The organism is Quadrisphaera sp. INWT6 (assembly GCF_015390235.1).
In the GTDB taxonomy this organism is placed as follows: Bacteria; Actinomycetota; Actinomycetes; order Actinomycetales; family Quadrisphaeraceae; genus Quadrisphaera.
In genome coordinates this window covers 449,060-472,952 of sequence record NZ_VUOH01000001.1, presented here as the reverse complement: position 1 = coordinate 472,952, position 23,893 = coordinate 449,060, and the positions used below count along the sequence as shown (strand labels likewise).

24 protein-coding genes are annotated in these 23,893 nt (G+C 76.8%); 3 read left to right on the top strand and 21 right to left on the bottom strand.

Annotation, left to right across the window (positions count from 1 at the left end):
* Positions 1-8 precede the first annotated feature (8 nt).
* The 12 genes from F1641_RS02075 to F1641_RS02020 form a co-directional block, all read right to left on the bottom strand.
* On the bottom strand, positions 9-230 hold the full coding sequence (locus tag F1641_RS02075; RefSeq protein WP_194902807.1) for a F0F1 ATP synthase subunit C: 222 nt from the start codon (positions 228-230) through the stop codon (positions 9-11).
* 77 nt (positions 231-307) lie between these two features.
* Positions 308-1,087 carry a F0F1 ATP synthase subunit A gene (gene atpB / locus F1641_RS02070; RefSeq protein ID WP_194902806.1) on the bottom strand — a complete coding sequence of 260 codons (780 nt, stop codon included), beginning with the start codon at positions 1,085-1,087 and terminating at the stop codon, positions 308-310.
* Positions 1,088-1,229: 142 nt separating this feature from the next.
* Positions 1,230-1,667 carry a hypothetical protein gene (locus F1641_RS02065; RefSeq protein WP_194902805.1) on the bottom strand — a complete coding sequence of 146 codons (438 nt, stop codon included), beginning with the start codon at positions 1,665-1,667 and terminating at the stop codon, positions 1,230-1,232.
* Between the two features lie 38 nt (positions 1,668-1,705).
* Positions 1,706-3,019, bottom strand: coding sequence for a glycosyltransferase family 4 protein (locus F1641_RS02060; RefSeq protein WP_194902804.1), 1,314 nt, complete (start codon positions 3,017-3,019; stop codon positions 1,706-1,708).
* On the bottom strand, positions 3,016-3,756 hold the full coding sequence (locus F1641_RS02055; RefSeq protein WP_194902803.1) for an L-threonylcarbamoyladenylate synthase: 741 nt from the start codon (positions 3,754-3,756) through the stop codon (positions 3,016-3,018). The genes F1641_RS02060 and F1641_RS02055 overlap by 4 nt, the downstream gene beginning before the upstream one ends.
* A 69-nt stretch (positions 3,757-3,825) precedes the next feature.
* Positions 3,826-4,758 (bottom strand): peptide chain release factor N(5)-glutamine methyltransferase, encoded by a 933-nt coding sequence (gene prmC / locus F1641_RS02050; protein WP_309225316.1) that lies wholly within the window; start codon positions 4,756-4,758, stop codon positions 3,826-3,828.
* On the bottom strand, positions 4,751-5,860 hold the full coding sequence (gene prfA / locus F1641_RS02045; protein ID WP_194902802.1) for a peptide chain release factor 1: 1,110 nt from the start codon (positions 5,858-5,860) through the stop codon (positions 4,751-4,753). The genes prmC and prfA overlap by 8 nt, the downstream gene beginning before the upstream one ends.
* A gap of 109 nt (positions 5,861-5,969) precedes the next feature.
* A complete protein-coding gene (rpmE, locus tag F1641_RS20730) occupies positions 5,970-6,179 on the bottom strand; it encodes a 50S ribosomal protein L31 (RefSeq protein ID WP_194902801.1) in 210 nt (69 codons plus the stop codon).
* Positions 6,180-6,364: 185 nt separating this feature from the next.
* The gene (rho, locus tag F1641_RS02035; protein WP_194902800.1) at positions 6,365-8,788 is read right to left on the bottom strand and encodes a transcription termination factor Rho; all 2,424 of its coding nucleotides are present in this window, start codon (positions 8,786-8,788) and stop codon (positions 6,365-6,367) included.
* A 378-nt stretch (positions 8,789-9,166) separates the two neighbouring features.
* Positions 9,167-10,120 (bottom strand): homoserine kinase, encoded by a 954-nt coding sequence (gene thrB, locus F1641_RS02030; RefSeq protein ID WP_194902799.1) that lies wholly within the window; start codon positions 10,118-10,120, stop codon positions 9,167-9,169.
* A gap of 7 nt (positions 10,121-10,127) precedes the next feature.
* Complete coding sequence (gene thrC, locus F1641_RS02025) at positions 10,128-11,219, bottom strand: threonine synthase (RefSeq protein WP_194902798.1); 1,092 nt, start codon at positions 11,217-11,219, stop codon at positions 10,128-10,130.
* 2 nt (positions 11,220-11,221) lie between these two features.
* Complete coding sequence (locus tag F1641_RS02020; RefSeq protein WP_194902797.1) at positions 11,222-12,550, bottom strand: homoserine dehydrogenase; 1,329 nt, start codon at positions 12,548-12,550, stop codon at positions 11,222-11,224.
* Positions 12,551-12,718: 168 nt separating this feature from the next.
* On the opposite strand from F1641_RS02020, the gene F1641_RS02015 reads away from it, so the two are divergent.
* Positions 12,719-13,090 (top strand): SdpI family protein, encoded by a 372-nt coding sequence (locus F1641_RS02015; RefSeq protein ID WP_194902796.1) that lies wholly within the window; start codon positions 12,719-12,721, stop codon positions 13,088-13,090.
* Positions 13,091-13,369: 279 nt separating this feature from the next.
* On the opposite strand, the gene F1641_RS02010 is transcribed toward F1641_RS02015, so the two are convergent.
* The 6 genes from F1641_RS02010 to F1641_RS01985 all read right to left on the bottom strand — a co-directional run bounded on the left by F1641_RS02010 (position 13,370) and on the right by F1641_RS01985 (position 18,535).
* A complete protein-coding gene (locus F1641_RS02010) occupies positions 13,370-13,870 on the bottom strand; it encodes an SRPBCC family protein (RefSeq protein ID WP_194902795.1) in 501 nt (166 codons plus the stop codon).
* 95 nt (positions 13,871-13,965) lie between these two features.
* On the bottom strand, positions 13,966-14,316 hold the full coding sequence (locus F1641_RS02005) for a transcriptional regulator (RefSeq protein WP_194902794.1): 351 nt from the start codon (positions 14,314-14,316) through the stop codon (positions 13,966-13,968).
* Positions 14,313-14,744 carry a hypothetical protein gene (locus tag F1641_RS02000; protein ID WP_194902793.1) on the bottom strand — a complete coding sequence of 144 codons (432 nt, stop codon included), beginning with the start codon at positions 14,742-14,744 and terminating at the stop codon, positions 14,313-14,315. The genes F1641_RS02005 and F1641_RS02000 overlap by 4 nt, the downstream gene beginning before the upstream one ends.
* 55 nt (positions 14,745-14,799) lie before the next feature.
* Positions 14,800-16,557 (bottom strand): DEAD/DEAH box helicase family protein, encoded by a 1,758-nt coding sequence (locus F1641_RS01995; RefSeq protein ID WP_194903297.1) that lies wholly within the window; start codon positions 16,555-16,557, stop codon positions 14,800-14,802.
* 137 nt (positions 16,558-16,694) lie between these two features.
* A complete protein-coding gene (locus F1641_RS01990; RefSeq protein WP_194902792.1) occupies positions 16,695-18,188 on the bottom strand; it encodes an MFS transporter in 1,494 nt (497 codons plus the stop codon).
* Complete coding sequence (locus F1641_RS01985; protein ID WP_194902791.1) at positions 18,185-18,535, bottom strand: DUF3039 domain-containing protein; 351 nt, start codon at positions 18,533-18,535, stop codon at positions 18,185-18,187. The genes F1641_RS01990 and F1641_RS01985 overlap by 4 nt, the downstream gene beginning before the upstream one ends.
* 190 nt (positions 18,536-18,725) lie before the next feature.
* Here F1641_RS01985 and F1641_RS20725 point away from each other — a divergent pair, with 190 nt between their 5' ends.
* Both F1641_RS20725 and F1641_RS01975 read left to right on the top strand, forming a co-directional pair.
* Positions 18,726-20,333: a methyl-accepting chemotaxis protein gene (locus F1641_RS20725; protein ID WP_194902790.1), complete on the top strand. Its 1,608-nt coding sequence runs from the start codon at positions 18,726-18,728 to the stop codon at positions 20,331-20,333.
* Complete coding sequence (locus tag F1641_RS01975) at positions 20,333-21,262, top strand: transporter substrate-binding domain-containing protein (RefSeq protein WP_194902789.1); 930 nt, start codon at positions 20,333-20,335, stop codon at positions 21,260-21,262. Before F1641_RS20725 ends, F1641_RS01975 begins: the two co-directional genes overlap by 1 nt.
* Positions 21,263-21,284: 22 nt before the next feature.
* Here F1641_RS01975 and F1641_RS01970 read toward each other — a convergent pair whose 3' ends face one another.
* The 3 genes from F1641_RS01970 to F1641_RS01960 are packed head-to-tail and all read right to left on the bottom strand — an operon-like array spanning position 21,285 to position 23,789.
* On the bottom strand, positions 21,285-21,833 hold the full coding sequence (locus F1641_RS01970; protein WP_194903296.1) for a YqgE/AlgH family protein: 549 nt from the start codon (positions 21,831-21,833) through the stop codon (positions 21,285-21,287).
* Positions 21,834-21,883: 50 nt separating this feature from the next.
* The gene (locus F1641_RS01965; protein ID WP_206690390.1) at positions 21,884-22,309 is read right to left on the bottom strand and encodes a hypothetical protein; all 426 of its coding nucleotides are present in this window, start codon (positions 22,307-22,309) and stop codon (positions 21,884-21,886) included.
* Positions 22,302-23,789, bottom strand: a complete 1,488-nt coding sequence (locus F1641_RS01960) for a diguanylate cyclase (RefSeq protein ID WP_194902788.1) — start codon at positions 23,787-23,789, stop codon at positions 22,302-22,304. The genes F1641_RS01965 and F1641_RS01960 overlap by 8 nt, the downstream gene beginning before the upstream one ends.
* Between the last annotated feature and the right edge of the window lie 104 nt (positions 23,790-23,893).

Sequence of the window (23,893 nt, the reverse complement as noted above, 5' to 3'; positions counted from 1 at the left end):
CGTGGAGGTCAGAGTCCGCCGAAGACGAACGCGAGGGCGATGCCGAAGATGGCGAACTGCTCACAGAGGACGAAGCCGAGGATGGCGATCGTCTGGAGCATGCCGCGAGCCTCGGGCTGGCGGGCGACGCCGCTGACGTACGCGGCGAAGATGAGGCCGACGCCGACGCCCGGGCCGATCGCAGAGAGTCCGTAGCCGACGATGCCCAGGCTTCCGGTGATGCCGTCCATAGATCCGTTCCTCTCGAGTCCCCGCCGCGACCTGGTGACCGGGCGGTCGTGTGTGTGGGGTGGGTCCTGTGGTGGGTCTAGTGGTCGCCTGCGTAGACCTCGGCGATGTACAGCGAGGTCAGCAGGACGAAGACGTAGGCCTGCAGGAACGAGATGAGGATCTCGAAGGCCGTCAGGAAGAAGTAGATGAGGAAGGTCGGCAGCGCGACCACGTTCAGCGGGAAGCCGCCGTGCAGCAGCATGTACTCGCCGCCCAGGGCGAAGAGCAGCAGCAGCATGTGGCCGGCGAACATGTTGCCGAACAGACGCAGCGCGAGCGTCAGCGGGCGGATCACCAGGAAGGTGAGCAGCTCCAGGACGAACACCACCGGCACCGCGGCGAACGGCAGGCCCGGCGGCACCAGGTGCTTGAGCGTCCCGCCGACGCCGTTGTGGCGGACGTGCGCAGCGATGTACACCAGCCAGACCGCGATCGCCAGGACGATCGGGAAGCCGATGCGGCTGAACGTCGGGTACTGCACGACCGGGGTGATGCCCATCAGGTTGTTGACGAGCACCAGCGTGAAGATCGCGAACAGGAACCCGATGTACGGGCGGACCCGGGCGGCGCCGATGATGTCGCGGCCCACGGAGTTGCGCACGAGGCCGTAGACGCCCTCGAGCGCCCACTGCCCGCGGCTGGGGACCAGCGAGAGCTTTTTGGTCGCCAGGACCAGCACGAGGCAGATGGCCGCCGTCGTGAGGACCATGACGACCATCGGCCGGGTCACCGCGAAGGCGCCGTCGCCGATCAGCGGCTGCCAGAAGTCGGCAGGGCTCGGGGGCGTGAAGCCCGCCGAGGCCGGCAGCGCGATCATCCCTGGGCATCCTCTCGGTCGTGGTTCGGCCGGGTGGGTGCGATCTCGTGCGGGCGGCTTCGTCCGCGCCCCTGATCACCACCGTTGCAAGCGAGGTAACCGTAGCGGACGCTGGGAGCGGCTCCGTCCGTGCGGGGGGCGCTCACCGCCCGACCGGCCCGTCGGAGGCCGGCGCCTCGTCGTACAGCAAGGTGCGGACCTTGAGGAAGGCGACCACCTGGCCGACCGTCCAGGCGAGCGAGACGCCGCACGCCGAGACGGCGAAGGCGATGGGCTCGAGCCAGGTGGCGTCGCGGAACAGGACCAGGAAGAGGCCGAGGAGCAGCACGACGGTCATGTAGCTGACCATGGCGATGCCGAGCACGATGACCGGTTCGAGGTGCCGGACGCGCTGGAGCACGAGGACGCTCGCGGCGAACGTCACCCCCACCAGCAGCGACGCGGTGACCGCTCCCGCGGCACCGCGGCTCCCCTGCAGCAGGGAGAAGACGACGACCGCAGCGACGGCGATGACGGATGCGGGGACGGAACCGCCCAGGAGCATGGCGCGGTAGGGGTCCTGCGGGCGCGAGGCCTGCACGGGCTCTCCAGACGTGGGGGGCGGGGTGCCCCTCGATGCTACCGGCGCGGCGGACGGGTCCCGGAGCGCGCGGGCTGGTGGGCCCGTCCCCCCCGGCGGGCCCCGGGGTCCTCCGTGAGGGACGTCACCCGTTCGGTGGAGCCGGGGGCCGCCGGAGGTCCCGCGGCCCCGGTCGGGCCGCTCCCCGCACCGGGAGGGGGCGCGGGGGCGGCGCGCTCGGCCGCCTGCCGCTCGCGCAGCAGCACGGGGCCGTGGCGCCGGGCCCGGGCCCGGCGGGGACCGAGGGTCACCAGGACGGCGAGGAGCAGCACAGCGGCCCACGTGGGCAGCACGAGGTGCAGCGGCAGGAACGCGAGCGCGATGTACCCGAAGGACACGACGGCGGTCCACAGCCACAGCACGCCGACGGCGCGCCCGTGCGTGTGCCCCAGCGACAGCAGCCGGTGGTGGAGGTGCAGCTTGTCGGCGGCGAAGGGCGACTGCCCGGCCAGCACGCGCCTCACCACCGCGAGCACCAGGTCCGTCAGGGGCAGCAGGAGCACCGCGACCGGCAGGAGCACCGGGAGGAAGACGGGGACGATCTGGGCGCCCGAGCCGATCGCCTGGGGGTCGAAGCGACCCGTCACCGAGACCGCCGACGCGGCGAGCATGAGGCCGATGAGCATCGAGCCGGAGTCGCCCATGAAGATGCGGGCCGGGTGGGCGTTGTGCGGCAGGAACCCCAGGCAGACGCCGATGAGCACCGCCACCACCATCGAGCCGAGGTTGGCGTAGTTGTCGGGGCTGGCGCCGCGGGTGAGCAGGTAGGAGTAGGTGAAGAACGCCACCGACCCGATGCCGACGACCCCCGCCGCGAGGCCGTCGAGGCCGTCGACGAAGTTCACGGCGTTCACCGCCACCACGACCGCCAGCACCGTGACGCCGAGCTGCAGGCCCGAGGAGCCCACCCACAGGCCCCCCGCCACCGGCAGCGCGAGCAGCATCACGCCCTGCCACGCCATCAGCCCCGCGGCCAGCACCTGGCCCGCCAGCTTGGTGAGCGGGTCGAGGCCCCACACGTCGTCGGCGACGCCGAGCAGGCACACGATCGCCGCGGCCCCCAGGACCGCCCACGCCTGGCGGGACTCGGTGAACAGGTCGGAGAGGAAGGGCATCCGGCTCGCCGCCGCGAAGGCCACCGCGACCCCGGCGAGCATCGCCAGGCCGCCCAGGCGCGGGGTCGGGACGCTGTGCACGTCGCGGTCGCGGACGGGCGTCATGGCGGTGAAGCGCTCGGCCACCCGCCGGGCCAGCGGCGTGGCGAGGTACGTCGTCCCCGCGGCTACCAGCAGCAGGAGCAGGTAGGCCCTCACCCGGCTGGCTCTGCGGAGCCGCCCCCGGCGGCCCCGGCGCTCCCTCCGGCCGCTCCGGCGTCACCGCCCGGGGCAGCCGGTGCGGGCTCGTCGTCGTCGTCGACCGGGGCGACGAGACGCAGCGCCGCCGTGGGCACGGCCCCGCGGCGCAGGACCCGCAGGCGCTCCCCCGTCGCGTCGACGATGGTCGAGGGCGGCGCGTCGGTGCGGGCCGGCTGCCCGTCGTCGAGGTAGGCCGCCACGGCGCCGCCGAGCTGGGCCTCCGCCTCGGCGGCCGTCGTGGCCGCCGCGTGGCCGGTGAGGTTGGCGCTGCTGACGGCCAGGGGCCCGGTGGAGCGCAGCAGCTCGCGCGCCAGCTCGTGGTCGGGCACGCGCACCGCGACGGTGCCGCCGGTGTCGCCCAGGTCCCAGCGCAGCGACGGCTGCGCCCGGCACACGAGGGTGAGGCCCCCGGGCCAGAACGCCTCGGCCAGGGCGCGGGCCGTGGGCGGCACGCCGGCGGCGAGGCCGTCGAGCACGCGGGCGTCGGAGACCAGCACGGGCGGCGGCATGGCGCGCCCGCGGCCCTTCGCCGCCAGGAGGCGCGACACGGCGTCGGCGTCGAAGGCGTCCGCGGCGATGCCGTGCACGGTGTCGGTGGGGAGCACCACGAGCTCGCCGCGGGCGAGGGCGTCGCGCGCGTGGCGCAGTCCCGCCTCCCGCTGGGCGGCGTCGGTGCAGTCGTACCGGCTGCTCACCCGCGCAGTCTCTCACCGCCCGCCGCGCCGCGAGGGCAGGTGCGCGCTCCGGTGGTGGTCAGCCGGTGGTCAGGCCCGCCGGGCGCTGGTGGCGCGGGGGCGGCCGGTGGCGTCGTCCGCCGTCGCGGCGCCCGACCACTGCGGCGGCGCGAGCAGGGCCCGCAGCGCGGCACCCTGCACCTCGGCGTGCTCCACCACGAGCAGGCCGCCGGGCGCGAGCAGCGCGGACGCGCGGGCGACGACGCCGCGCGGCACCTCGAGGCCGTCGTCGCCGCCTCCCCACAGGGCCAGGGCCGGGTCGTGGTCGCGCACCTCGGGCTCGCGGGGAACGGCCCCGGGAGGCACGTACGGAGGGTTGGAGGCGACGACGTCGACCGTCCCGTCGAGCTCGGCGAGGAGCTCCGGGGCGGTGGCGTCGCCCTGCACGAGGCGCACCCGCTCCCCCGCGGGGTGCGCGTCGAGGTTGCGCCGCGCCCAGGCGTGCGCCGCCGGGTCGAGCTCGACGGCGACGACGCGGGCGCCGGGCACCTCGGCGGCCACCGACAGCGCGATGGCGCCCGACCCGGTGCACAGGTCGACCACCAGGGGCGAGCGCCCGGCGGCGGCGACCTGCAGGGCCGCCTCCACGGCGGTGCCGGCCGTGGTCTCGGTCTCGGGCCGGGGCACGAAGACGCCCGGCCCCACCGCGAGCTCCAGACCGCGGAACGGCGCCCGCCCCAGCAGGTGCTGCAGGGGCTCGCGCGCCTCGCGCCGCGCCACCAGCCGCGCGAGCTCGCCGGCCTGCTCCGCGGTGAGGTCGCTGCCCCGCAGCGAGGCGGCGGCCAGCTCGCCGCGGCTCGCGCCGAGCACGGCGGCGGCGAGGAGCTCGGCGTCGGCCCGCGGCGAGGGGACCCCCGCCGCCGCGAGCCTCGCGGTGGCGGCGCGCAGGGCCCCGGCGAGGTCTCCCCCGCGCGCAGCGCCGCCGGTGGTCGTGGTGGTGGTGGTGCCAGCGCTCTCAGCCACTGGGAGCCTCCAGGCGGGCGACCAGGTCGGCGTCGACGCACGACTGCACGACCGGGTCGAGGTCGCCGGCCAGCACCTGGTCGAGGTTGTACGACTTGTAGCCCGTGCGGTGGTCGCTGATGCGGTTCTCGGGGTAGTTGTACGTGCGGATCCGCTCGGACCGGTCCACGGTGCGCACCTGCGAGCGGCGGGTGGCCGACGCCGACGCCTCCGCTGCCTCCTGCGCGGCCGCCCGCAGGCGCGCGCGCAGGATGCGCATGGCCTGCTCGCGGTTCTGCAGCTGGCTCTTCTCGTTCTGGCAGCTCACCACGGTGCCGGTGGGCAGGTGCGTGATGCGCACCGCGGAGTCGGTGGTGTTGACCGACTGCCCGCCCGGCCCCGACGACCTGAAGACGTCGACGCGCAGGTCGTTCTGCGAGATCTCGACCTCCCCGGCGTCCTCCACCTCCGGGACCACCAGCACGCCGACGGCGGACGTGTGGATGCGCCCCTGCGACTCGGTGACGGGCACGCGCTGCACGCGGTGCACCCCGCCCTCGAACTTCAGCCGCGCCCAGGGCCCGTCCACGGCGTCGTCGCCGCCGCGGCGCTTCACCGCGACGGAGACGTCCTTGTAGCCGCCGAGGTCGGACTCGGTGGCCGACAGCACCTCGGTGCGCCAGCCCGTGCGCTCGGCCCAGCGCAGGTACATCCGCAGGACGTCGCCGGCGAACAGGGCTGACTCGTCCCCGCCCTCCCCGGCCTTGACCTCCAGGATCACGTCGGAGCCGTCCTCGGGGTCGCGCGGGGCGAGCACCTCGCGCAGCCGCTCGGCGGCGGTGCGGGCCGCGGCCTCGAGGGCGGGGAGCTCCTCGGCGAAGGCGGCGTCCTCCGCGGCGAGCTGGCGCCCCGCCAGGAGGTCGTCCTCGGCGGCGTCGCGGGCGGCGGACGCCGCGGCCACGCGGCCGAGCTCGGCGTAGCGCCGCCCGAGGGAGCGGGCGCGCGCGGCGTCGGCGTGGACGGCGGGGTCGGCCAGCTGGCGCTCGACGTCGGCGTGCTCGGCCAGCAGCGCCGAGAGGCGGTCGGTCCGGTCAGCGGCGGGATCGCCGCCGGGGGTGCTCACGAGGGACTCCTACGACGGACCGGTGGTCGGGACGGCGGGTGGCTGGCCGGTGGGACGACGACGCCGGCCCGCCCCTGCTCGGGACGGGCCGGCGTCGAGGGGACCGGTGTCAGCTCTTCTTGCCGTAGCGGGCGTTGAAGCGCGCGACGCGGCCGCCGGTGTCGAGGATCTTCTGCTTGCCCGTGTAGAAGGGGTGGCAGGCGCTGCACACGTCGGCGCGGATCTCGTCGCCCGGCGCGGAGCTGCGGGTCGTGAAGGTGCTCCCGCAGGTGCACGTCACGGTGGTCTCGTGGTAGTCGGGGTGGATGTCGGTCTTCACGTCTGCTCCTCGGTGTCGGTGGCCGCCGGGTCGTGCTGCCCACCAGGTGGGGGCGCACGTGAGCCGGAGCCGGCGAGCATTCTGCCAGCAGTCGGGAGGACCGCTGACCCTCCTCACAACGCAGCGGACCCCGCCGTGCTTCCCGGCGGGGTCCGCTGCGTCGTGCGGTGCTGCTCCCGGGCGGGTCAGTCCTTAGCGGTCGGGCGCGCGCCGGTCACCGGGGTGGACGTCTGCACCTGCTTGAGGAACTCGGTGTTGCTCTTGGTGTCGCGCAGCTTGCCCAGCAGCAGCTCGAGCGCCTGCTGGCTGTCGAGCGCCGTCAGCACGCGGCGGAGCTTCCACATCACGGTCAGCTCGTCGCGGCCGAGGAGGATCTCCTCACGGCGGGTGCCCGAGGGGTTCACGTCGACGGCGGGGAAGACCCGCTTGTCGGCCAGGCGCCGGTCGAGCCGCAGCTCCATGTTCCCGGTGCCCTTGAACTCCTCGAAGATGACCTCGTCGGCCTTCGAGCCGGTCTCGACCAGCGCCGAGGCGATGATCGTCAGCGAGCCGCCGTTCTCGATGTTGCGCGCCGCGCCGAAGAACTTCTTCGGGTGGTACAGCGCGGCCGCGTCGACGCCGCCGGACAGGATGCGCCCGCTCGCCGGGGCGGCGAGGTTGTAGGCGCGGCCCAGGCGGGTCAGGGAGTCGAGGAGCACGACGACGTCGTGGCCGAGCTCCACCAGGCGCTTGGCCCGCTCGATGGCGAGCTCGGCGGCGGCGGTGTGGTCGGACGCGGGCCGGTCGAAGGTCGAGGCGATGACCTCGCCCTTCACGGTCCGCTGCATGTCCGTGACCTCCTCGGGGCGCTCGTCGACGAGCACGACCATGAGGTGGACCTCGGGGTTGTTGATGCTGATCGCGTTCGCGATCGCCTGCATCATCAGCGTCTTGCCCGCCTTGGGCGGGGAGACGATGAGACCGCGCTGGCCCTTGCCGATCGGGGCCACCAGGTCGACGATGCGCGTCGCCGTGATCCCGGGCTCGGTCTCCAGGCGCAGGCGCTCGTTCGGGTACAGCGGCGTCAGCTTGCTGAACTCCGGCCGACGGCGGGCCTCGTCGGGGCTCATGCCGTTGACGGTGTCGAGGCGCACCAGGGCGTTGAACTTCTGGCCGCCGCGAGCACCGCTCGCGGCCTGCTGGGCCTGGTCGCCGTCGCGGGGCGCGCGGACGGCGCCGGTCACGGCGTCACCGGCGCGCAGACCGGCCTTGCGGACCTGGCTCAGCGGGACGTAGACGTCACCCGGGCCGGGCAGGTAGCCCGAGGTGCGGATGAAGCCGTAGCTGTCCGAGACGTCGAGGATGCCCGCGACGGGCAGCAGCACGTCGTCCGGCGAGACCTCCACCGGCACGTCGGCGTCCGCACCCGGCTCGGTCCGGCCGCGGCGGCCCTTCCGGTCGCGGTCGCGGTCGCGGTAGCGGCCCCGGCGCCCGCGGCGACCGCCGAGGGCGTCGTCGTCGTCGAGGGGGTCGGAGGAGCTGTCGGGGTCGAGACCCTGCTGCGGCGCGGCCTGCTGGCGGTCGGAACGGACCTCGGACCTGTCGACGACGCCGGCGGCGCGCTCGTCGGTGCGAGCCTCACCGCTGCGCTCGCGGCGCGCGCGGTCGTTCCGCTCGCTGCGCTCGGCGAGGGCGCGGTCGAGGTCGAGGCGCACCTCCTCGGCGCGGTCGCGCGCCTCGCGCTGGCTCGGGCTCAGCCGGTCGCCGCGGTCACCCCGCTCGAAGCGGTCGGTGCGCTCGGCCCGGTCGGCCCGGTCGGTGCGCTCGGGACGGTCGGTGCGGTCCTGCCGCTCCGAGCGGTCCGCGCGCTCGGTGCGGTCGGTGCGCTCGGCCCGGTCGGTGCGGTCCTGCCGCTCCGAGCGGTCCGCACGCTCGGTGCGCTCCTGGCGCTCGACCCGGTCAGAGCGGTCCTGGCGCTCAGCGCGCTCGGGACGGTCCTGCCGCTCGGTGCGCTCGGTGCGCTCGGTGCGCGACGACGGCTCGTCGGCCGCGTCGGAGCTGGACTCCCCAGCGGTGACGCCCTGGTCGGCGGTCTCGACGCCGCGACGAGCGGTGCGCGCACGACGGGGGGCGCGCTCCTGGGCGGGGACCTCGGCCGCAGCGGGGCTCGGCTGCTCGGTGGGCTCGGCGGAGCCCTGGGGCTGCTCGGCCGCCGGCGCGGAGCGCTCGACGGGGGCGGCCTCGGGGGTCGCGGAGGGGGTCGCCTCGGCGGCAGCCGCCTGCGGCTCCCGGTCGGGGGTCCGCTCCGAGACCTGCTCCGGGGCCTGGTCAGCGGCCTGCTCGGGCGAGCGGCGCTGGCGGCGGACGGCGGTGCGCGCCGCCGCGGGCTCGGCCGCGGGCGCAGAGGCCGCGCCGCTGCGGCCCTCTCCCTGGCCGGAGCCCTGCGCGGCGCGGATCACGTCGAGCAGCTCGCTCTTGCGCATGCGGGCGGTGCCCGCGACGCCCAGCTCGACCGCCAGGGCCTGCAGCTGGGGCAGGCGGAGCGCGGTCAGCCCGGCGCGGCGCGCGCCCGGCTCGGTCGCGGCGCTGGCGTCAGCGTCGAGCGCGGCGACTTCGGTGGTGTTGGTCACGAAGGTCCTTCCCCCTCGTCAGCGCCCGGCGTGCGCCGGGGCGGGTCACCGGACAGCTCGTGGGCGTGTGCCGGTGCGGGTGTCGCCGTGCGGAGCCCTGGTGGTGTGCCGAGCGGACGCCGCCTCAGGGGGCACGTCAGCAGAGCGGAGGGGTCCGTGGTTCTCCACGGCAGGTGGTGTGACCCGTGAGCCAGCGGATGGCGGCGACATCGGCGCCGCGGCGCGGACCAGCAGGGCTGGCCACACAGTAGCACCCGGACGGAGCAGGGGCTCCGAGACGGAGAGCGGGGCTCCCGGCGTCACCCGGACAGCCGTGGAGGGCTGCACCCCTCCCATCGACGGGCGCCCGGCGGTCCTGAGGACTTCGCCGCCGGCGCCTCAGCCGAGGACGCTGACGACCGCTCCGGCGCGTGCGACGCCGGGCCGCGCGGTGCGCCACCCGGTGTGCTGCTGCACGACGTCCTGCGCGCGGGCGGCGTGGTCCGCGGAGGGGCTGAGCACGAGCACCGACGGTCCCGCGCCGGAGACCACGGCGGCGTGCCCGGCGGCGCGGAGCGCCTCGAGCAGAGCGGCGCTGGCGGGCATCGCCCCGGCGCGCTGCGCCTGGTGCAGGCGGTCCTCGGTGGCGGCGTGGAGCAGGTGGGGGCTGCGCGTCAGGGCCTCCACCAGCAGCGCGGCGCGGCCCGCGGAGTGCGCGGCGTCGCCGTGGGGCACCTGCAGCGGGAGCATCGCGCGAGCCCGCGCCGTGGACAGCTCGACGTCGGGCAGGCACAGCAGGGGCACGACGTCCGGGTGCGGCTCGACGCGCACCGAGCGCCAGGGCCCGTGGGCGCCGTCGCGCCACCCCAGCGTGAGACCGCCCAGCAGCGACGCCGCGGCGTTGTCGGGGTGCCCCTCCAGGCCGCAGACCAGGTCGAGCAGTGCCTCGGGTGCCAGCGGCTCGTCGAGCAGCGCGGAGCCCGCAGCCGCCCCGGCGACCACGGCGGCCGCGGACGAGCCGACGCCGCGGCCGTGGGGCACGCCGTTGCGGCTGTCCACGCGCAGGGCGGGCTGCTCGGACGCCGACAGGCCCGCGGCGTGCAGGGCGGCGCGCACCGAGCGGACCACGAGGTTCCCCTCGCCGCCGCCGATGCTCTCCGCCCCCTGTCCGCTGACGGAGACCTCGGCGGTCCGGCCGGCCGGGGCCTGCGAGGGGGCGAGCGCCTCGACCTCCACCTCGTCGGTGAGGCCCAGGGCCAGGCCGAGGGCGTCGAACCCGGGGCCCAGGTTGGCGCTGGACCCGGGCACGACGACCCTGACCCGCCGCCCGAGGACGGCGCGGGGGGTGCTCACCGGCCGGTCACTCCAGGCCGAGGGCGGTCGCCGCCGAGACGGCGTCGACGCCCACGCGCACCGGCAGCACCTCGGTGCCGTCGGCCTCCTTCAGGGCCCACTGCGGGTCCTTCAGGCCGTGTCCGGTCACGGTGATGACGATCCGCAGGCCGCTGGCGACCTGGCCCGCCGCGTGCCGCTTGAGCAGCCCCGCGACGCCGGCCGCCGACGCCGGCTCGACGAACACGCCGTCCTGGCGCGACAGGAGGCGGTGCGCGGAGAGGATCTCCTCGTCGGTCACGGCCTCGATGACGCCGCCCGACTCCTCGCGCGCCGCGACCGCCTGCTGCCAGGAGGCCGGGTTGCCGATGCGGATGGCGGTGGCGATCGTGTCGGGGGCGTCGACGGGGTGGCCGAGCACGATGGGCGAGGCGCCGGCGGCCTGGAAGCCCCACATCTGCGGGCGGCGCGTGGCCGGCCCGTCGCCCGTGGCGCCGTCGCCGGAGCCCCAGTACTCGGTGTACCCGCGCCAGTAGGCGGTGATGTTGCCGGCGTTGCCGACGGGCAGGCAGTGGACGTCGGGCGCGTCGCCCAGGGCGTCGACCACCTCGAAGGCGGCGGTCTTCTGCCCCTCGATGCGGGCCGGGTTGACCGAGTTCACCAGCTCGACGGGGTAGGCCTCGGAGATCTTGCGGGCCACGGTGAGGCAGTCGTCGAAGTTGCCGTCGACCTGGAGCAGGGTGGCGCCGTGCGCCACGGCCTGGCTGAGCTTGCCCATGGCGATGCGGCCCTCGGGCACGAGCACGCCGCAGCTGAGGCCGGCGGCCGTCGCGTACGCCGCAGCCGCCGCGGACGTGTTGCCCGTGGAGGCGCAGATGACGGCGCGGGCGCCGTCAGCGGCGGCCCGGGTCATCGCGACGGTCATCCCGCGGTCCTTGAAGGACCCCGTGGGGTTGCAGCCCTCGACCTTCAGCCGGACGTCGCACCCGGTGATCTCCGACAGGGTGCGCGCGCGCACGAGCGGCGTGCCGCCCTCCCCCAGCGTGACCGCCGGGGCGTCCGCCACGACGGGCAGCCGGTCCCGGTACTCCTCGACGACCCCGCGCCACTGGTGCGCCATGCTCAGTTCCCTTCCACGCGCAGCACCGAGGCCACCGAGGCCACGGCGTCGAGCTCCGTCAGTCCTGCCACGCACGCGGCGAGCGCCGCGTCGGTGGCGGTGTGCGTCACGACCACGAGCGAGGCCGACCCGGGGGCGCCGCCGCCGGTGTCGCCGTCGGGGCGCTGCCGCACGGTCTCGATCGAGACGCCGTGCCCGGCGAAGACCTGGGCCACCGAGGCCAGCACGCCCGGGCGGTCGGCCACGACGAGGCGCACCTGGTAGCGGGTGCGCACGGCGTCGATGGGCAGCACCGGCAGGTCGGCGTGCCCCAGCACGCGGGGGCCGACGCTGCCGTCGACGCGGTGCCGCACGGTGGTGACCAGGTCTCCGAGGACGGCGCTGGCCGTGGGCCGGCCGCCGGCGCCCTGGCCGTAGAACATCAGCTCGCCGGCGCCCTCGGCCTCCACGAAGACGGCGTTGAACGCGCCCCGGGTGCTGGCCAGCGGGTGGTCGCGGCTCAGCAGCACCGGGTGGACCCGCGCCTGCACGCCCTCGGCGGTGTTCCCGGCGTCGTCGACGGTGGTGCTGCGCTCGACCACCGCGAGCAGCTTGACCACGGCCCCGGCCTCCCGGGCGGAGGCGACGTCGTCGGCGCTGACGCCACGGATGCCCTCGCGGTGCACGTCGTCGATGGTCAGCGGGGTGTGGAAGGCCAGCGTCGCGAGGATGGCGGCCTTGGCGGCGGCGTCCCAGCCGTCGACGTCGGCCGTCGGGTTGGCCTCGGCGAAGCCCAGCTCCTGGGCGCGCGCCACGGCGCTGTCGAAGGAGGCGCCGCGGGTGTCCATCTCGTCGAGCACGAAGTTCGTGGTGCCGTTGACGATGCCCAGCACGCGCTGGACCCGGTCACCGGCGAGCGACTCGCGCAGCGGGCGGATGATCGGGATCGCGCCGGCGACGGCGGCCTCGAAGTAGAGGTCGGTGCCGGCGGCGTCGGCGGCGGCGTGCAGCTCGCGGCCGTGGGCGGCCAGCAGCGCCTTGTTGCCGGTGACGACGCTGGCGCCGGCGGCGACGGCGTCGAGCAGCAGGGTCCGGGCGGGCTCGAGGCCGCCGACGAGCTCGACGACGACGTCGGCGCGGCGCACCAGCGCCGCGGCGTCGGTGGTGAGCAGCGCGGGGTCGACGCCCTCGCGGGGGCGGCCGGTGTCGCGCACGGCGACGCCCACCAGCTCGATCTCGGCACCCGCCCGCGCGGACAGCTCGGCGCGCGCGGCCGAGCCCTCCGCGAGCGCCGCCGCCACCTGGCTGCCCACCGAGCCGCAGCCCAGCAGAGCCACCCGCACCCGTCCCACGCCTGCTCCTGATCTCGACGTCCCGGCGAGCCGCCGGGGCACGGGTCCGGCCCGCACGCGGAGCCAGTCTCCCAGGCCCGCCCGGACGGCGTGACCAGTCCGCCCGGTCCGCGGACCACCCGCTCGGCGCGCGGAGGGGGCGGCGCGGCGCTGCGTACCCTGCTGGACGTGGACGGAGTGCCGGTCTGGCTGGCTGCGCTGCTGGGCGGGCTGCTGCTCGCGGGCGGCGCGATGGTGCCCTACGTGATCGCCAGGGCGGCCAGCGGGCAGCTGCGGCGCAACCACTGGGTGGGCATCCGCACGCCGTCGACGATGGCCAGCGACGCGTCCTGGCGCCAGGCGCACGCCGCGGCCCGCGGCTGGGCCGTGGCCGCCGGTGTCGTGATCGCGCTGAGCGGGCTGGGCGTGCTGCTGGTCGCGGCCCTCGGCAGCACGGGGCTGCTGGCGGCCGTCGCCGTCGGCGGGGCGGTGCTGGGGGCGGTGCTGCTGGTGCTGGGAGCGCTGCGGGCCGACGCGGCGACGCGCCCGCCCCGCCCGTAGCCCCACGGCTCCACCAGCCGCGACGGGTGCCGCGGGCGAGAGGCGGCTCGTGACCTGTCGAAGAGCACCGATGTGGCGCTCAGGCGCACGATCGTCGGTGGGAGTGGGTGGCGAGGTGCCCGCTGGGTGACCCGGTGCCCGGCTGCAGGCACCTCCCCCGGGCACCAGACCACCCACTGGGCACCAGACCACCCACTGGGCACCAGATCACCCGCTCGACCAGCGCCGACGCGCGATGTGGCGCTCAGGCGCATGATCGTCGCGGGGACTGGGCTGGGGTCAGCCGGTGCGGACGCGGCGCCCGATCTCGGCGTTGCGGTCGCGCAGGAGCCCGGCGAGCGTCGGGCGCACGAAGAGGACGTCCGCCACCCGTCCCAGCGGCCCGAGGGGGCTGACCCAGGTCATCCGGTCGGTCGAGCGCGAGCGCGGGCTCCCGTCGGGGCCCGGGGGCAGCGGGTCGAAGAGGTGCTCGTGGTGGAAGCTGGCGAAGGCGCCGGACACCATCGCGTCGACGAAGCGCGCCCGGCCGCCGGACAGCTCGGGCTGCAGCTCGAGGATCTCCGTGGTGTGGCGCAGGGGGACGACGCCGTACAGGCGCAGCGCCCACCGCACCCGCTCCCCCGCCGCGATGCGGCCCGTCGTCCTGCTGCCCCCGCCGGCGGGCACGGCGCGCACGCGGTGGCGGCGGCCGGCGACGCGCTCGACGTCGAGGTCCAGGGACACCGCGAGCGCCGTCGCGACGTCGGCGGGCAGGTCGGTCGAGACCTCGATCGTCGGCACGCGACCACTCTCGGCGGCGCCGGGCCGTGACGCACCCCCGCGGCTCCCGGCGAGCGCCGGGAGCGCCGGGAGCGCCACGAGCGCCCCGGACCGGGTCACCCCAGCTCGGCTCCGAGCAGCGCCCGCAGCGCGGCCAGGTGGGCGCGCAGCGCCGCCCGCCCCGCGTCGGTGAGGGCCAGCCACGTCCGGGGCCTGCGGCCGACCCGGCCCTTGGTCACCTCGACGTACCCGACGGCCTCGAGCGCGGCGACCTGCTTGGACAGCACCGAGTCGGAGACCTCCACGGCGTCGCGCACCTCGCCGAACTCGGCGCGGTCGACGCCGGACAGCGCCGAGACCACGGACAGCCGGACCGGGGAGTGGATGGCGTCGTCGAGCTGGTGGCGCGGGTGCGACCCCGTGCCGGCCGCACCGCTCGTGCTGCTCGTGCTGCTGGGGCTGGTCATCGGCGCGACCACCGCAGGGCCAGCAGCGCCGTGGCCGCGAGCGGCACCGCGCTCAGCAGCGCCGCGGGCAGCCAGTAGGCCGCCGCGCCGTGACGGGGGTGCCCGACGAGCAGGACGAGGCCGTAGACGACGCCCCAGGAGACCCAGCCCGCGGCGTGCAGCCGGCCCTCGCGGCGCAGCCTGACCGGACGGGTGGAGGCGTACGCGACGCCGAGGGACACCAGGACCACCCAGCCGATCATCGCCAGGGTCGTGCCGGCATCACCGCCGAGCCCGATGAGGGCCACGACGACGGCGCTGCCGACGGCGAAGGCCCCGAAGTAGCCCGCCAGCCAGCGACCGCGGGCGGCGAGCCCCCGGCGCGCGGTGTCCGCGCCCGCGAGGGCGGTGCGGGCCTGGTCGGCGGTGACGTGCGCGTGCTCGCTCATGTCGACGAGTGTGGCAAGTACTTTCCAGTCTGGCAAGTACTTTCCTGGAGCGCTCTCAGAGCTGGGCGAGCAGGAAGTCGCGGCGCTTCTCGAGCACCTCGACGGACGCCGACGCCGACGCCGGCCCGGGCACCGCCCGCCGCAGCGACACGTGCACCCGCGAGTGGGGCTCCCCCGACCGCGAGGCGACCCGGGCCACCAGCTGGTTGACCTCGCGGCGCAGGTCGGCGGCGGCGCGCCACCCCGCCTGCCCCTCGTCGGGCTCGAAGTGGCCCGCACCGGCGCCGGCGGGAGACCCCTGGCTCCCGGAGCCGAGGCCGCCGAAGAGGTCGTCCTGGACGGCGGCGGCCGCGGCGGCGCGCCGGTGGTCCTCGTCGCGCTGGGAGAGCAGGTGCGCGGTCTGCTCCGGCGTCAGCATCCCGGCGAGCAGCCCGAGGTGCTCGCCGTCGGCCTCGGTGAGCTCCGGGCCGCCGGCCAGCACCGCGCGGCCGCCGTGCAGCACGTGGGCGAACTGCGCGTCGGCGTCGATGGCGCGCCACTCGCGGGTCTCCCCCGCGGCGCGCTCGCGCGGCGGCAGGGGGTCGAGGTCGTCGCTGACCTGGGCCGGCGGCGGGATGACGTGGTTGCGCTCCTCCTCCATGGCCGCGGCCAGGGTGAGCAGCGGGCGCACGGCCGGGAGGAAGACGGTGGCCGCCTCGTGCGGGCCGCGCGAGCGCACCACGCGGCCGACGGCCTGGGCGAAGAACAGCGGCGTGCGGTAGCTGGTCATCCAGGCGAGCACCGCGGCGCGCGGCACGTCGACGCCCTCGGAGACCATCCGCACGCAGACGGCGATGCGCGCCGTCCCGGTGCCGAACTTCTCGATCTTCTTCGACGCGGTCGGGTCGTCGGAGAGGATCAGCTCGGGCTTGTGCCCGGTGACCTTCTTGACGATCGCCGCGTAGGCGCGCGCGTCGTCCTGGTCGCTGGCCAGCACCAGGCCGGCGGCGTCGGGGACGCCGTGGGCCCGCAGGTGGGTGATCCGCTCGTCGACCGCGGCGATGACGTGCGGCACCCACTGGCCCTTGGGGTCGAGCACCGTCTTCCAGGCCGTGGCCTCGACGCTCTTGGTGCTGGGCTCGCTCAGCGACGCGGCGATGACCTCACCGGCGCTGTTGCGCCAGCGCGCGGTGCCCGTGTACGCCGCGAAGACGACGGGGCGGACCACGCCGTCGCGGAGGGCCTCGCGGTAGCCGTAGGTGTAGTCGGCCGAGCTGCGCAGCTCGCCCGGCTCGCCGTCGGGCACCTCGGAGTACCTCACGAAGGGGATGCGCTCGCCCGGCTTGGTGCGGAACGGCGTCCCGGTCAGGCACAGGCGGCGCGCGGCCCTGCCGAAGGCCTCCTCGGCGGCCTCGCCCCAGCTCAGGCCGTCACCGGCGTGGTGGACCTCGTCGAGGACCACCAGCGTCTTGGCCGCCGTGCACCGCGCCGCGTGCAGCGCCGGCTTGCCCGCCACCTGCGCGTACGTGGTCACGTAGCCCTTCGTGCCCGCGCGCACCGGGCCGACGGCGTTGGTCAGCGTGGGGTCGAGCACGATCCCGGCGGCGTCCGCGGCCTCGGCCCACTGCGTGCGCAGGTGGTCGGTCGGGGCGACGACGACGACGCGCGCCACCTCCCGGCGCGCCAGCAGCCGCGAGGCCAGGGTCAGCGCGAACGTCGTCTTGCCGGCCCCGGGGGTCGCGGTGACCAGGTAGTCCGAGGGCCTGGCCTCCTCGTAGCGCGCGAGCGCCTGCGACTGCCAGGCACGCAGCGGGCGACCGCCGTGCGACTCCACCGGACCGACGACCGCGCCCGGGTCTCCCGGGGAGGTGCCCGCCCCGGGGGCGCTCGCCGCGGCGAAGAGGTCGTCGGAGCCCTCCGACGGCAGGTGCGCGGAGGTGGACGGACGGGCTCGCTGGAGCGGGGAGGAACTCACGGCGCGGCCACGCTAGCCGGTCCGGGGCCGGTCCCGGGCTCCTTCTCCCAGCCGCCCGCGGGGCGCACGCGGAGCGCCGTGGCGGACGCCAGGAGGCCGAACAGGCACAGCCCGCCGAAGAGCAGGGCGAACGTCGCGCCGCCGTCGGCGGTGCCGCCGCCGGGGGCGCCCGCGGCGGAGCCGGCGAGGTCGGCGTGGAGGTCGGGCGCGGCGCCCAGGCGGGCCGCGAACAGCGCCCCGGCGATGCCGATGCCGACCACGGCACCGAGCGCGTCGGACAGCTGCAGGGCCGCGCTGTTGCGCCCGCGCAGGTCAGCGGGGCTCAGCGACAGCGTCAGCACGCTGGTGCTCGACATCGTCAGCCCCATGCCGAGCCCGCCGACGGCCCAGGTGCCCAGGACCGCGAGCCCGGGCAGGAGGTGCAGCGAGGGCAGCACGAGCAGCCCCACCGCCACCGAGACGAGCAGGCCCCCCACGGCCATGAGGCGCGAGCGGTCGAGAGGCAGGTCGGCGCGCCCCTGGAGGGCCGAGCCCAGCGTCCAGCCGAGGGCCGCGCCGGTCAGGGCCAGGCCGGCGAGCGCCGGCGGCAGGTCGCGCTCCAGCACGAGCATGAGCGGCACGTACGACTCGGCGCCGAAGAACCCGGCGGTCATCAGACCGCGGACCGCGATGACGCTGGGCAGGCCGCGGGCGGCGCGCAGGGTGCCGGCGGGCAGCAGCGCGGGCAGCGCCACGGCCACCGCCACCACGCCGATGACCGCGGTCGCCACGGGGAGCCAGCGCAGGGGCACCAGGTCGGCGGCGCCGGCCTGCGCGAGGCCGGCGCCCGCAGCCACCCCGAGACCCCGGACGGCGCGGGAGCGCTGGCTGAGCAGTCCCGCGCGCGCCGGCTCCGCACGACCGGCGCCTGCGCCGCCCCGCCCCGCCGGGACGCCCACGCCGGCGAGGCGCGGGAGCAGCACCAGCCCGACGACCACCGCCAGCGGAGCCACCAGGAGGAACACCGCCCGCCAGCTCCACGCCACGGCCAGCCAGCCGGCCAGCAGGGGCCCCACCACGGCGGGCAGCACCCAGGCCGAGCTGATCCACGCGAAGACGCGGGGGCGCGCCTCGTCGGAGAAGACGGCCCCCACCACCGCGTACAGCGAGACCACGAGGAGCCCGCCCCCCAGCCCCGAGACCGCGCGCCCGACCAGGAGCACCGTGAAGGTCGGAGCGGTGCCGCACACGACCAGGCCACCGGCGAAGGCGACCAGGCCGGCGACCACGGGCGCGCGGGGCCCGCGCGCGTCGGCCCAGCCGCCCGCGAGGACCGTGCCGAGCAGGCTCGCGGTGAGGAAGAGGGAGAAGGCCAGGCCGTACCGCCGCAGGCCACCGAGCTCGTCGGCGACGACGGGCATGGCGGTGCTCACCGCCATCGCCTCGAAGGCGACCAGCGTGACGAGGGCGATGATCCCGGCGAGCGCGACGCGCAGCTCGCCCCGGATCACTCCGCGCCGGAGCCGCTGCCCCCGGAGCCCTTGCCGCCCTTGCCGCCGGAGCCGCCCTCGCGGGAGCGCATCCCCTCGATGACCTCCTTGCACATCGGGCACACCGGGAACTTGTTCGGGTCGCGCCCCGGCACCCAGACCTTGCCGCACAGCGCGATGACGGGCTCACCGGTCAGCGCCGACTCGAGCACCTTCTCCTTGCGCACGTAGTGCGCGTAGCGCTCGTGGTCACCGGGCTCGACGGGCTGCTCGACGAGCTGGCGGTCGAGCAGCGCCGTGCCCGACCCGGAGGTCCGCGGGTCTGACGTCGCGGGGCTGGCGCCGGGGTCGGACAGCGGCTCGCTCATGGGGGCCAGCGTACGTCGCGGCTCCGTCGCTCCGCTGCCGTCCCGAGGGCCGCGCCGGCCGCTCCCCCGCGACGGCGTCCCCCGCGCTCGTCCCTCAAGTCGATCACCCCGGGCACCGAAGATCCACCGACGGGTCGTGAGGCGGCCCGCCCCGCACCAGACCAGGCCGAACCACCAGGAGGAGCAGCCGGTGACCGCTCGAGAAGCCCCCGCCACCCGCAGGTCGACCAGCATCTCCACCCGTCTGCTGGTGCTCGCCGCGACCGGCGTCGCCGGCGTCGTCGTCGTCGGCGGCATCGGCCTGCGGGGCCTCGACGCCCAGGGCTCGGCGCAGGCCGACCTGGTGCGCGCCGACCGCGCCGCGGCCCTCGGCGAGACCGTCGACGCCCGCCAGGCGAAGCTGCGCAGCGCCGTGGTCGTGCCCCTGCTCACCGACGACGCCGCCCTGCGCGCGTCCGCCGTGTCGGCGCTGGGCGACGACGCCACCGCCCTGCGCGACGCCCTGCGCGAGCTGCAGGCCGCCTCGACGGGGACGACGCGCCAGCAGGCCGGTGACCTCCTGGTCCAGACCGAGCAGCTCATCACGCTGGGCCAGCGCGTGGTCTCCCTCGCCAACTTCCAGGTCACCGACCCGGGCCAGAGCGCCGCGCGCGCCGCGCTCCCGGCCTTCACCGCCCAGGCCGACGCCGTCGCCGGGGCCGTCCCCGGCATCCGCGAGGCCGCCGGCGACGCCCGCGACGCCGCCCTGGAGCGGGCCGCCGCGGCCCGCTCCGCCGCGCTGTGGCAGACGGCGGCAGCCGCGCTCCTCGCCGCCCTCGTGCTCGGCACCGCCTCCCTGACCCTGCGCAGCTCGCTGCGCCGCCGCCTCGGGGCCACCGTCGGGCTGCTGGAGGAGGTGGCCGCCGGCCGCCTCGACCGCCGCGGCGCGGTCGGCGCCGACGACGAGGTGGGCCGCATGGTCGGCTCCCTCAACACCGCCCTGGACCACCTCAGCCACCTCATGGCGCAGGTCGCCCGGGCCAGCGACGACATGGCCGCCTCGGCCCGCGACCTCACCGCCGTCTCCGGCTCCCTCGAGGCGCGCGCCGGCGACTCCGCGACCCAGGCCTCGGCCGGGTCGAGCGCCTCGGAGGAGATCTCCGTGACCATCCGCAGCGTGGCCAGCGCCAGCAGCGAGATGTCGCGGGCCATCGAGCAGATCGCCGCCGCCACCGAGGAGGCCAGCACCGTCGCCGGTGACGCCGTGCGGGCCACCGAGGCCGCGACGCGCACCGTGGCGGGCCTGTCGCAGTCGTCGGCCGAGATCGGCGACATCGTCAGGGTCATCACCTCGATCGCCGAGCAGACCAACCTGCTCGCCCTCAACGCGACCATCGAGGCCGCCCGCGCCGGAGAGTTCGGCAAGGGCTTCGCCGTGGTGGCCAGCGAGGTCAAGGAGCTCGCCCGCGAGTCCGCGCGCACCTCCGAGGGGATCGTGGCGAAGGTCGCCGCGGCCCAGCAGGACGCCGACGCGGCGAGCGCCGCCATCGAGTCGATCAACGAGGTGGTCGAGCGCATCAGCGCGCTGCAGTCGACCATCGCCGCCGCCGTCGAGGAGCAGACCGCGACCACCCGGGAGATGGCCCGGAACATCGACGAGATCGCGACCGGCTCGACCGACGTCACGCGGTCGATCTCGGCGATGGCCCTCGCGGCCGAGCGCACCACCGGTGACGCCGAGAGCGCCGCCGCCACCGCCGCGCGGGTCGCCGCGTCCGCGGCCGCGCTGGAGACCGAGCTCGAGAGGTTCACCGTCTGATGGCCGCCGCCACGCCCACGAGCAGCCGGACCACCACCCGCCCGACGACCCCCCAGGAGCAGCCCGTGCACCGCACCCGCCTGCGCGCCACCGGCGCCGCCAGCCTGCTCGCCGCCGCGTCCCTGGGCCTGTCCGCCTGCGGCGGCGCCGCACCCGAGGAGGCCGCCGCGGCCCGCCCCGCGGCGGACCTGCAGCTGGTGAGCGACGGCGTGCTGACCGTCGGCACCGACGCCACCTACCCCCCGATGGAGTACCGCGAGGGCGGGCAGCTCAAGGGCGCCAACGTCGAGCTGATGACCGACCTCGCCCACCGCATGGGGCTGGAGGTCGAGTTCGTGGACGTCGCCTTCGGCGACCTGCGCCCGGCCGCCGCGGCGCACACGATCGACGTCGTCGGCGCCTCGATGACCGACACCGCCGCGCGCCAGGCCGACGTCGACTTCGTCGACTACTTCGTGGCCGGGGCCCAGCTGCTCGTCGGGCAGGACGGCCCCGCCGACCTCGCCTCACCGAGCTCGTGGTGCGGCCTGCGGGCGGCCACCACCAGCGGGACCACCGACGGCGACATCGTCACCGCCCAGTCCGAGCTGTGCCGGGCCGCCGGGCGGCCACCGATCACCTTCATCGACGTGCCGTACACCAAGAGCGTCGAGGAGGTGGACGCCGGCCGCGCCGACTTCGGGGTCGAGGACCTGCCCGCCGCGGTCTACCTCGCCGGCGCCTCCACCACCGGCATCACCGTCGTGGGCCAGCAGCTGCAGCCGCAGCCCTACGGGTTCGGCGTGGCCAAGGACCGCACGGCGCTGCGCGACGCGCTGCAGCGGGCGCTGCAGGAGTCGATCGCCGACGGCACCTACGACGAGGTGCTCGCGAAGTACGACGTCTCCGACGGCGCCCTGAAGAGCACCGCCCTCAACGGCGGCGCCTGAGGCCCGCCGGCCCCGGGGCACCTCAGTTGAGGCTGGGGTCCTCGGGGTAGGACGCCACCCAGGCCAGCCGGCCGGGCTGGCGGCGCAGCACCGACGCCCACAGGCCCTCCGGGGCGTCGGTGAAGGCGTCGCCGGCCTCGCCGTCGACGACGTACCAGGAGCCCTCCTCGACCTCGCCCTCCAGCTGCCCGGCGCTCCAGCCGGCGTAGCCCGCGAAGATCCGCAGGCCGCCGACCCCGGGGGCCACGACCTCCGGCGGGGCGTCGAGGTCGACGACGCCCAGCGAGCCCACCAGGCGGCGCACCCCCAGCGGCTCCGGACCGTCACCGGGCACCGCGACCAGGCCCAGGGCGGTGTCCAGGCCCACCGGCCCGCCGCGGAACAGCCGGCCGGGGGCGGTGGTGAACGGCTGCCACGCGGGGAGCACCGTCTCGACGTCCGTGGTGGTGGGGCGGTTCACGACGACGCCGAAGGCGCCGCCGTCAGCGGTGTGGTCGAGCAGGAGCACCACGGTGCGGCGGAACTCGGCCCCCTCGAGCGAGGGCGTGGCGACGAGCAGCCGGCCCGTCATCGACCAGCCGTCGAGCCCGCTCGAGGCGCCGTGCTCGCCCTGCCCCTGCGTCACCGGGCCAGTGTGCCGCCGGCCGTCCGGCCGCGCCGCGCGAGCCGCTGGGACGCGCGGCGGCCGGCCAGCACCGCCAGCGCCGCGCCGAGGAGCACCCCGACGGCGTCGGCGACGGCGTCGAGCGGGTCTCCGCTGCGGTCCGGGAGCACGAGGTCCTGGAGGACCTCCGAGACCACGGCGTGCGCGAGCAGCAGCGGCAGCAGCAGGCGGCCCGGCGCGCCGGCGCGCAGCCCGGTCCAGGCGACGAGCCCGAACACCGCCAGGTGCACGGCCTTGTCCACGCCGGGGACCCCTCCCGTGGAGGGCGCGCGGGGCGCGTAGAGCACCACCAGCTGCAGCAGGACCGCGACGGCGAAGGCGGTGCGGACGACCGTCCGGTCCCGGCGGGCCCCGGCGCCGGACCCCGCCGGGGCCTCAGGCACGCCCGGGGCGCTCGCCGGCGCTCGTGCGCAGCGCCCGGCGGCGGCGCTTGTCCTCGTACATGGCGGCGTCGGCCTCGGTGACCGCCCGGGCGACGGTGCGCCCCGGCTCGGCCCGGGCCACCCCCACCGACACGCGCAGCGGGAGGCCGCCCGGGGTCCGCGCCTGCTCCACGCCGGCCCGCAGGCGGGCGGCGAGCGCCTCGACGTCGCCCACGCGCGGCACGAGCACGGCGAACTCGTCACCGCCGACGCGGGCGACGACGTCGCTGCTGCCGCGCAGGCAGGCCCGCAGCGCGGCGCCGCAGGTGCGCAGCAGCTCGTCGCCGGCGGCGTGGCCGTAGGTGTCGTTGACGTGCTTGAGGTCGTCGAGGTCGAGCAGGGCCACGGCCACGGGGACGCCGGCGTCGACCAGGCCCTGGGCGGCCGCCAGCTCGGAGTCCCACCGGTGGCGGCTGCCGACGTCGGTGAGGGCGTCGCGGCCCAGCTGGAGCCGGGTGTCGGAGAGCTGCTGCTCGACCTTCTCCCGGGCCAGGACCACCGCGAGCACCGTGCCGGCCGTCTGCACCAGCTGCGTGGCGATGCGCCGGCGCAGCGGGCTGAAGGGCTGGGCGCTCGCGCCGCAGCGGACGGCCAGGACGCCGCCCGCGGGCCCGGCGGGGTGGTCGGGACCGCCCAGCGGGAGCACGAGGGCCGCCACCGCGCCGTCCTCCGGCCGCAGCGGGGCCCCGAGCGGGGCGACCGCGGGCGAGGGACCCGCGAGGGCGGCACGGGCGGCGGCCAGCACCGCCGGGTCGTCGGCGAGCTGCCCGCCGCCCACGCGCCCGTCGGAGCGCCCGTCGCGCTGCCCGTCGAGCTGTGCGGGCTGGCGCACCACGGTGGCGGGCCCGCCGTCGACCCAGACCGCGGCCACCTGGCAGCCCAGGGCGTCGAGCAGGACCCGCGCGACGCGCTCGACGGCCTCGGCGGGCGGGCGGCGCAGGGCGCCGGTGAGCTCCTGCACGGCGTGGAGGGCGCGCAGCTCGTCGACCACCTGGCCGTCGAGGGCGCCGGTCGAGGCGCCGGGCAGCACCACCACCGCGCGGCGCTCGTGGAGGTCGGCGAGCACCGTGCGCGCGGCGCGGCGCAGCGCCTGGTCGTCGGCGGCGAGGAGGCCCTCGCTGCGCCGGGGGGCGCCCAGCACCACCACGGCGTCGTCGCCGAGCGCGACCACGGCGGCGGTGGCCGCGCGGTAGCCGCCGACGACGTGCGTCGGTGACGCCGCGAGCACGCGGACCACGCCTCCGGTGCGCAGGGCCCGGGCGGCGAGGTGGTCGGCGCCGGACTCGTCGTCGAGGGAGAGCGGGGCGCCGCCGGCACCGGGCGTGCCGGCCCCGCGCCCCGCGACGTGCTCCCAGCCCCGCTCGGCGTGGTGGCTGAGCACGAGGGCGTCGGGCGCGCCGACGGCGGCGAGGAGCGCGTCGGTCCGGTCCACGCCTCCCACCCGGTCCTCCTGCACGGTCGTGCCTGCGGGCGGGCTCATGCGCGTCCGCTGGTCAGGGAGTATGGCGCAGCAGGGTGACGGAGGGCGGGCGCGGCCGACAGGCG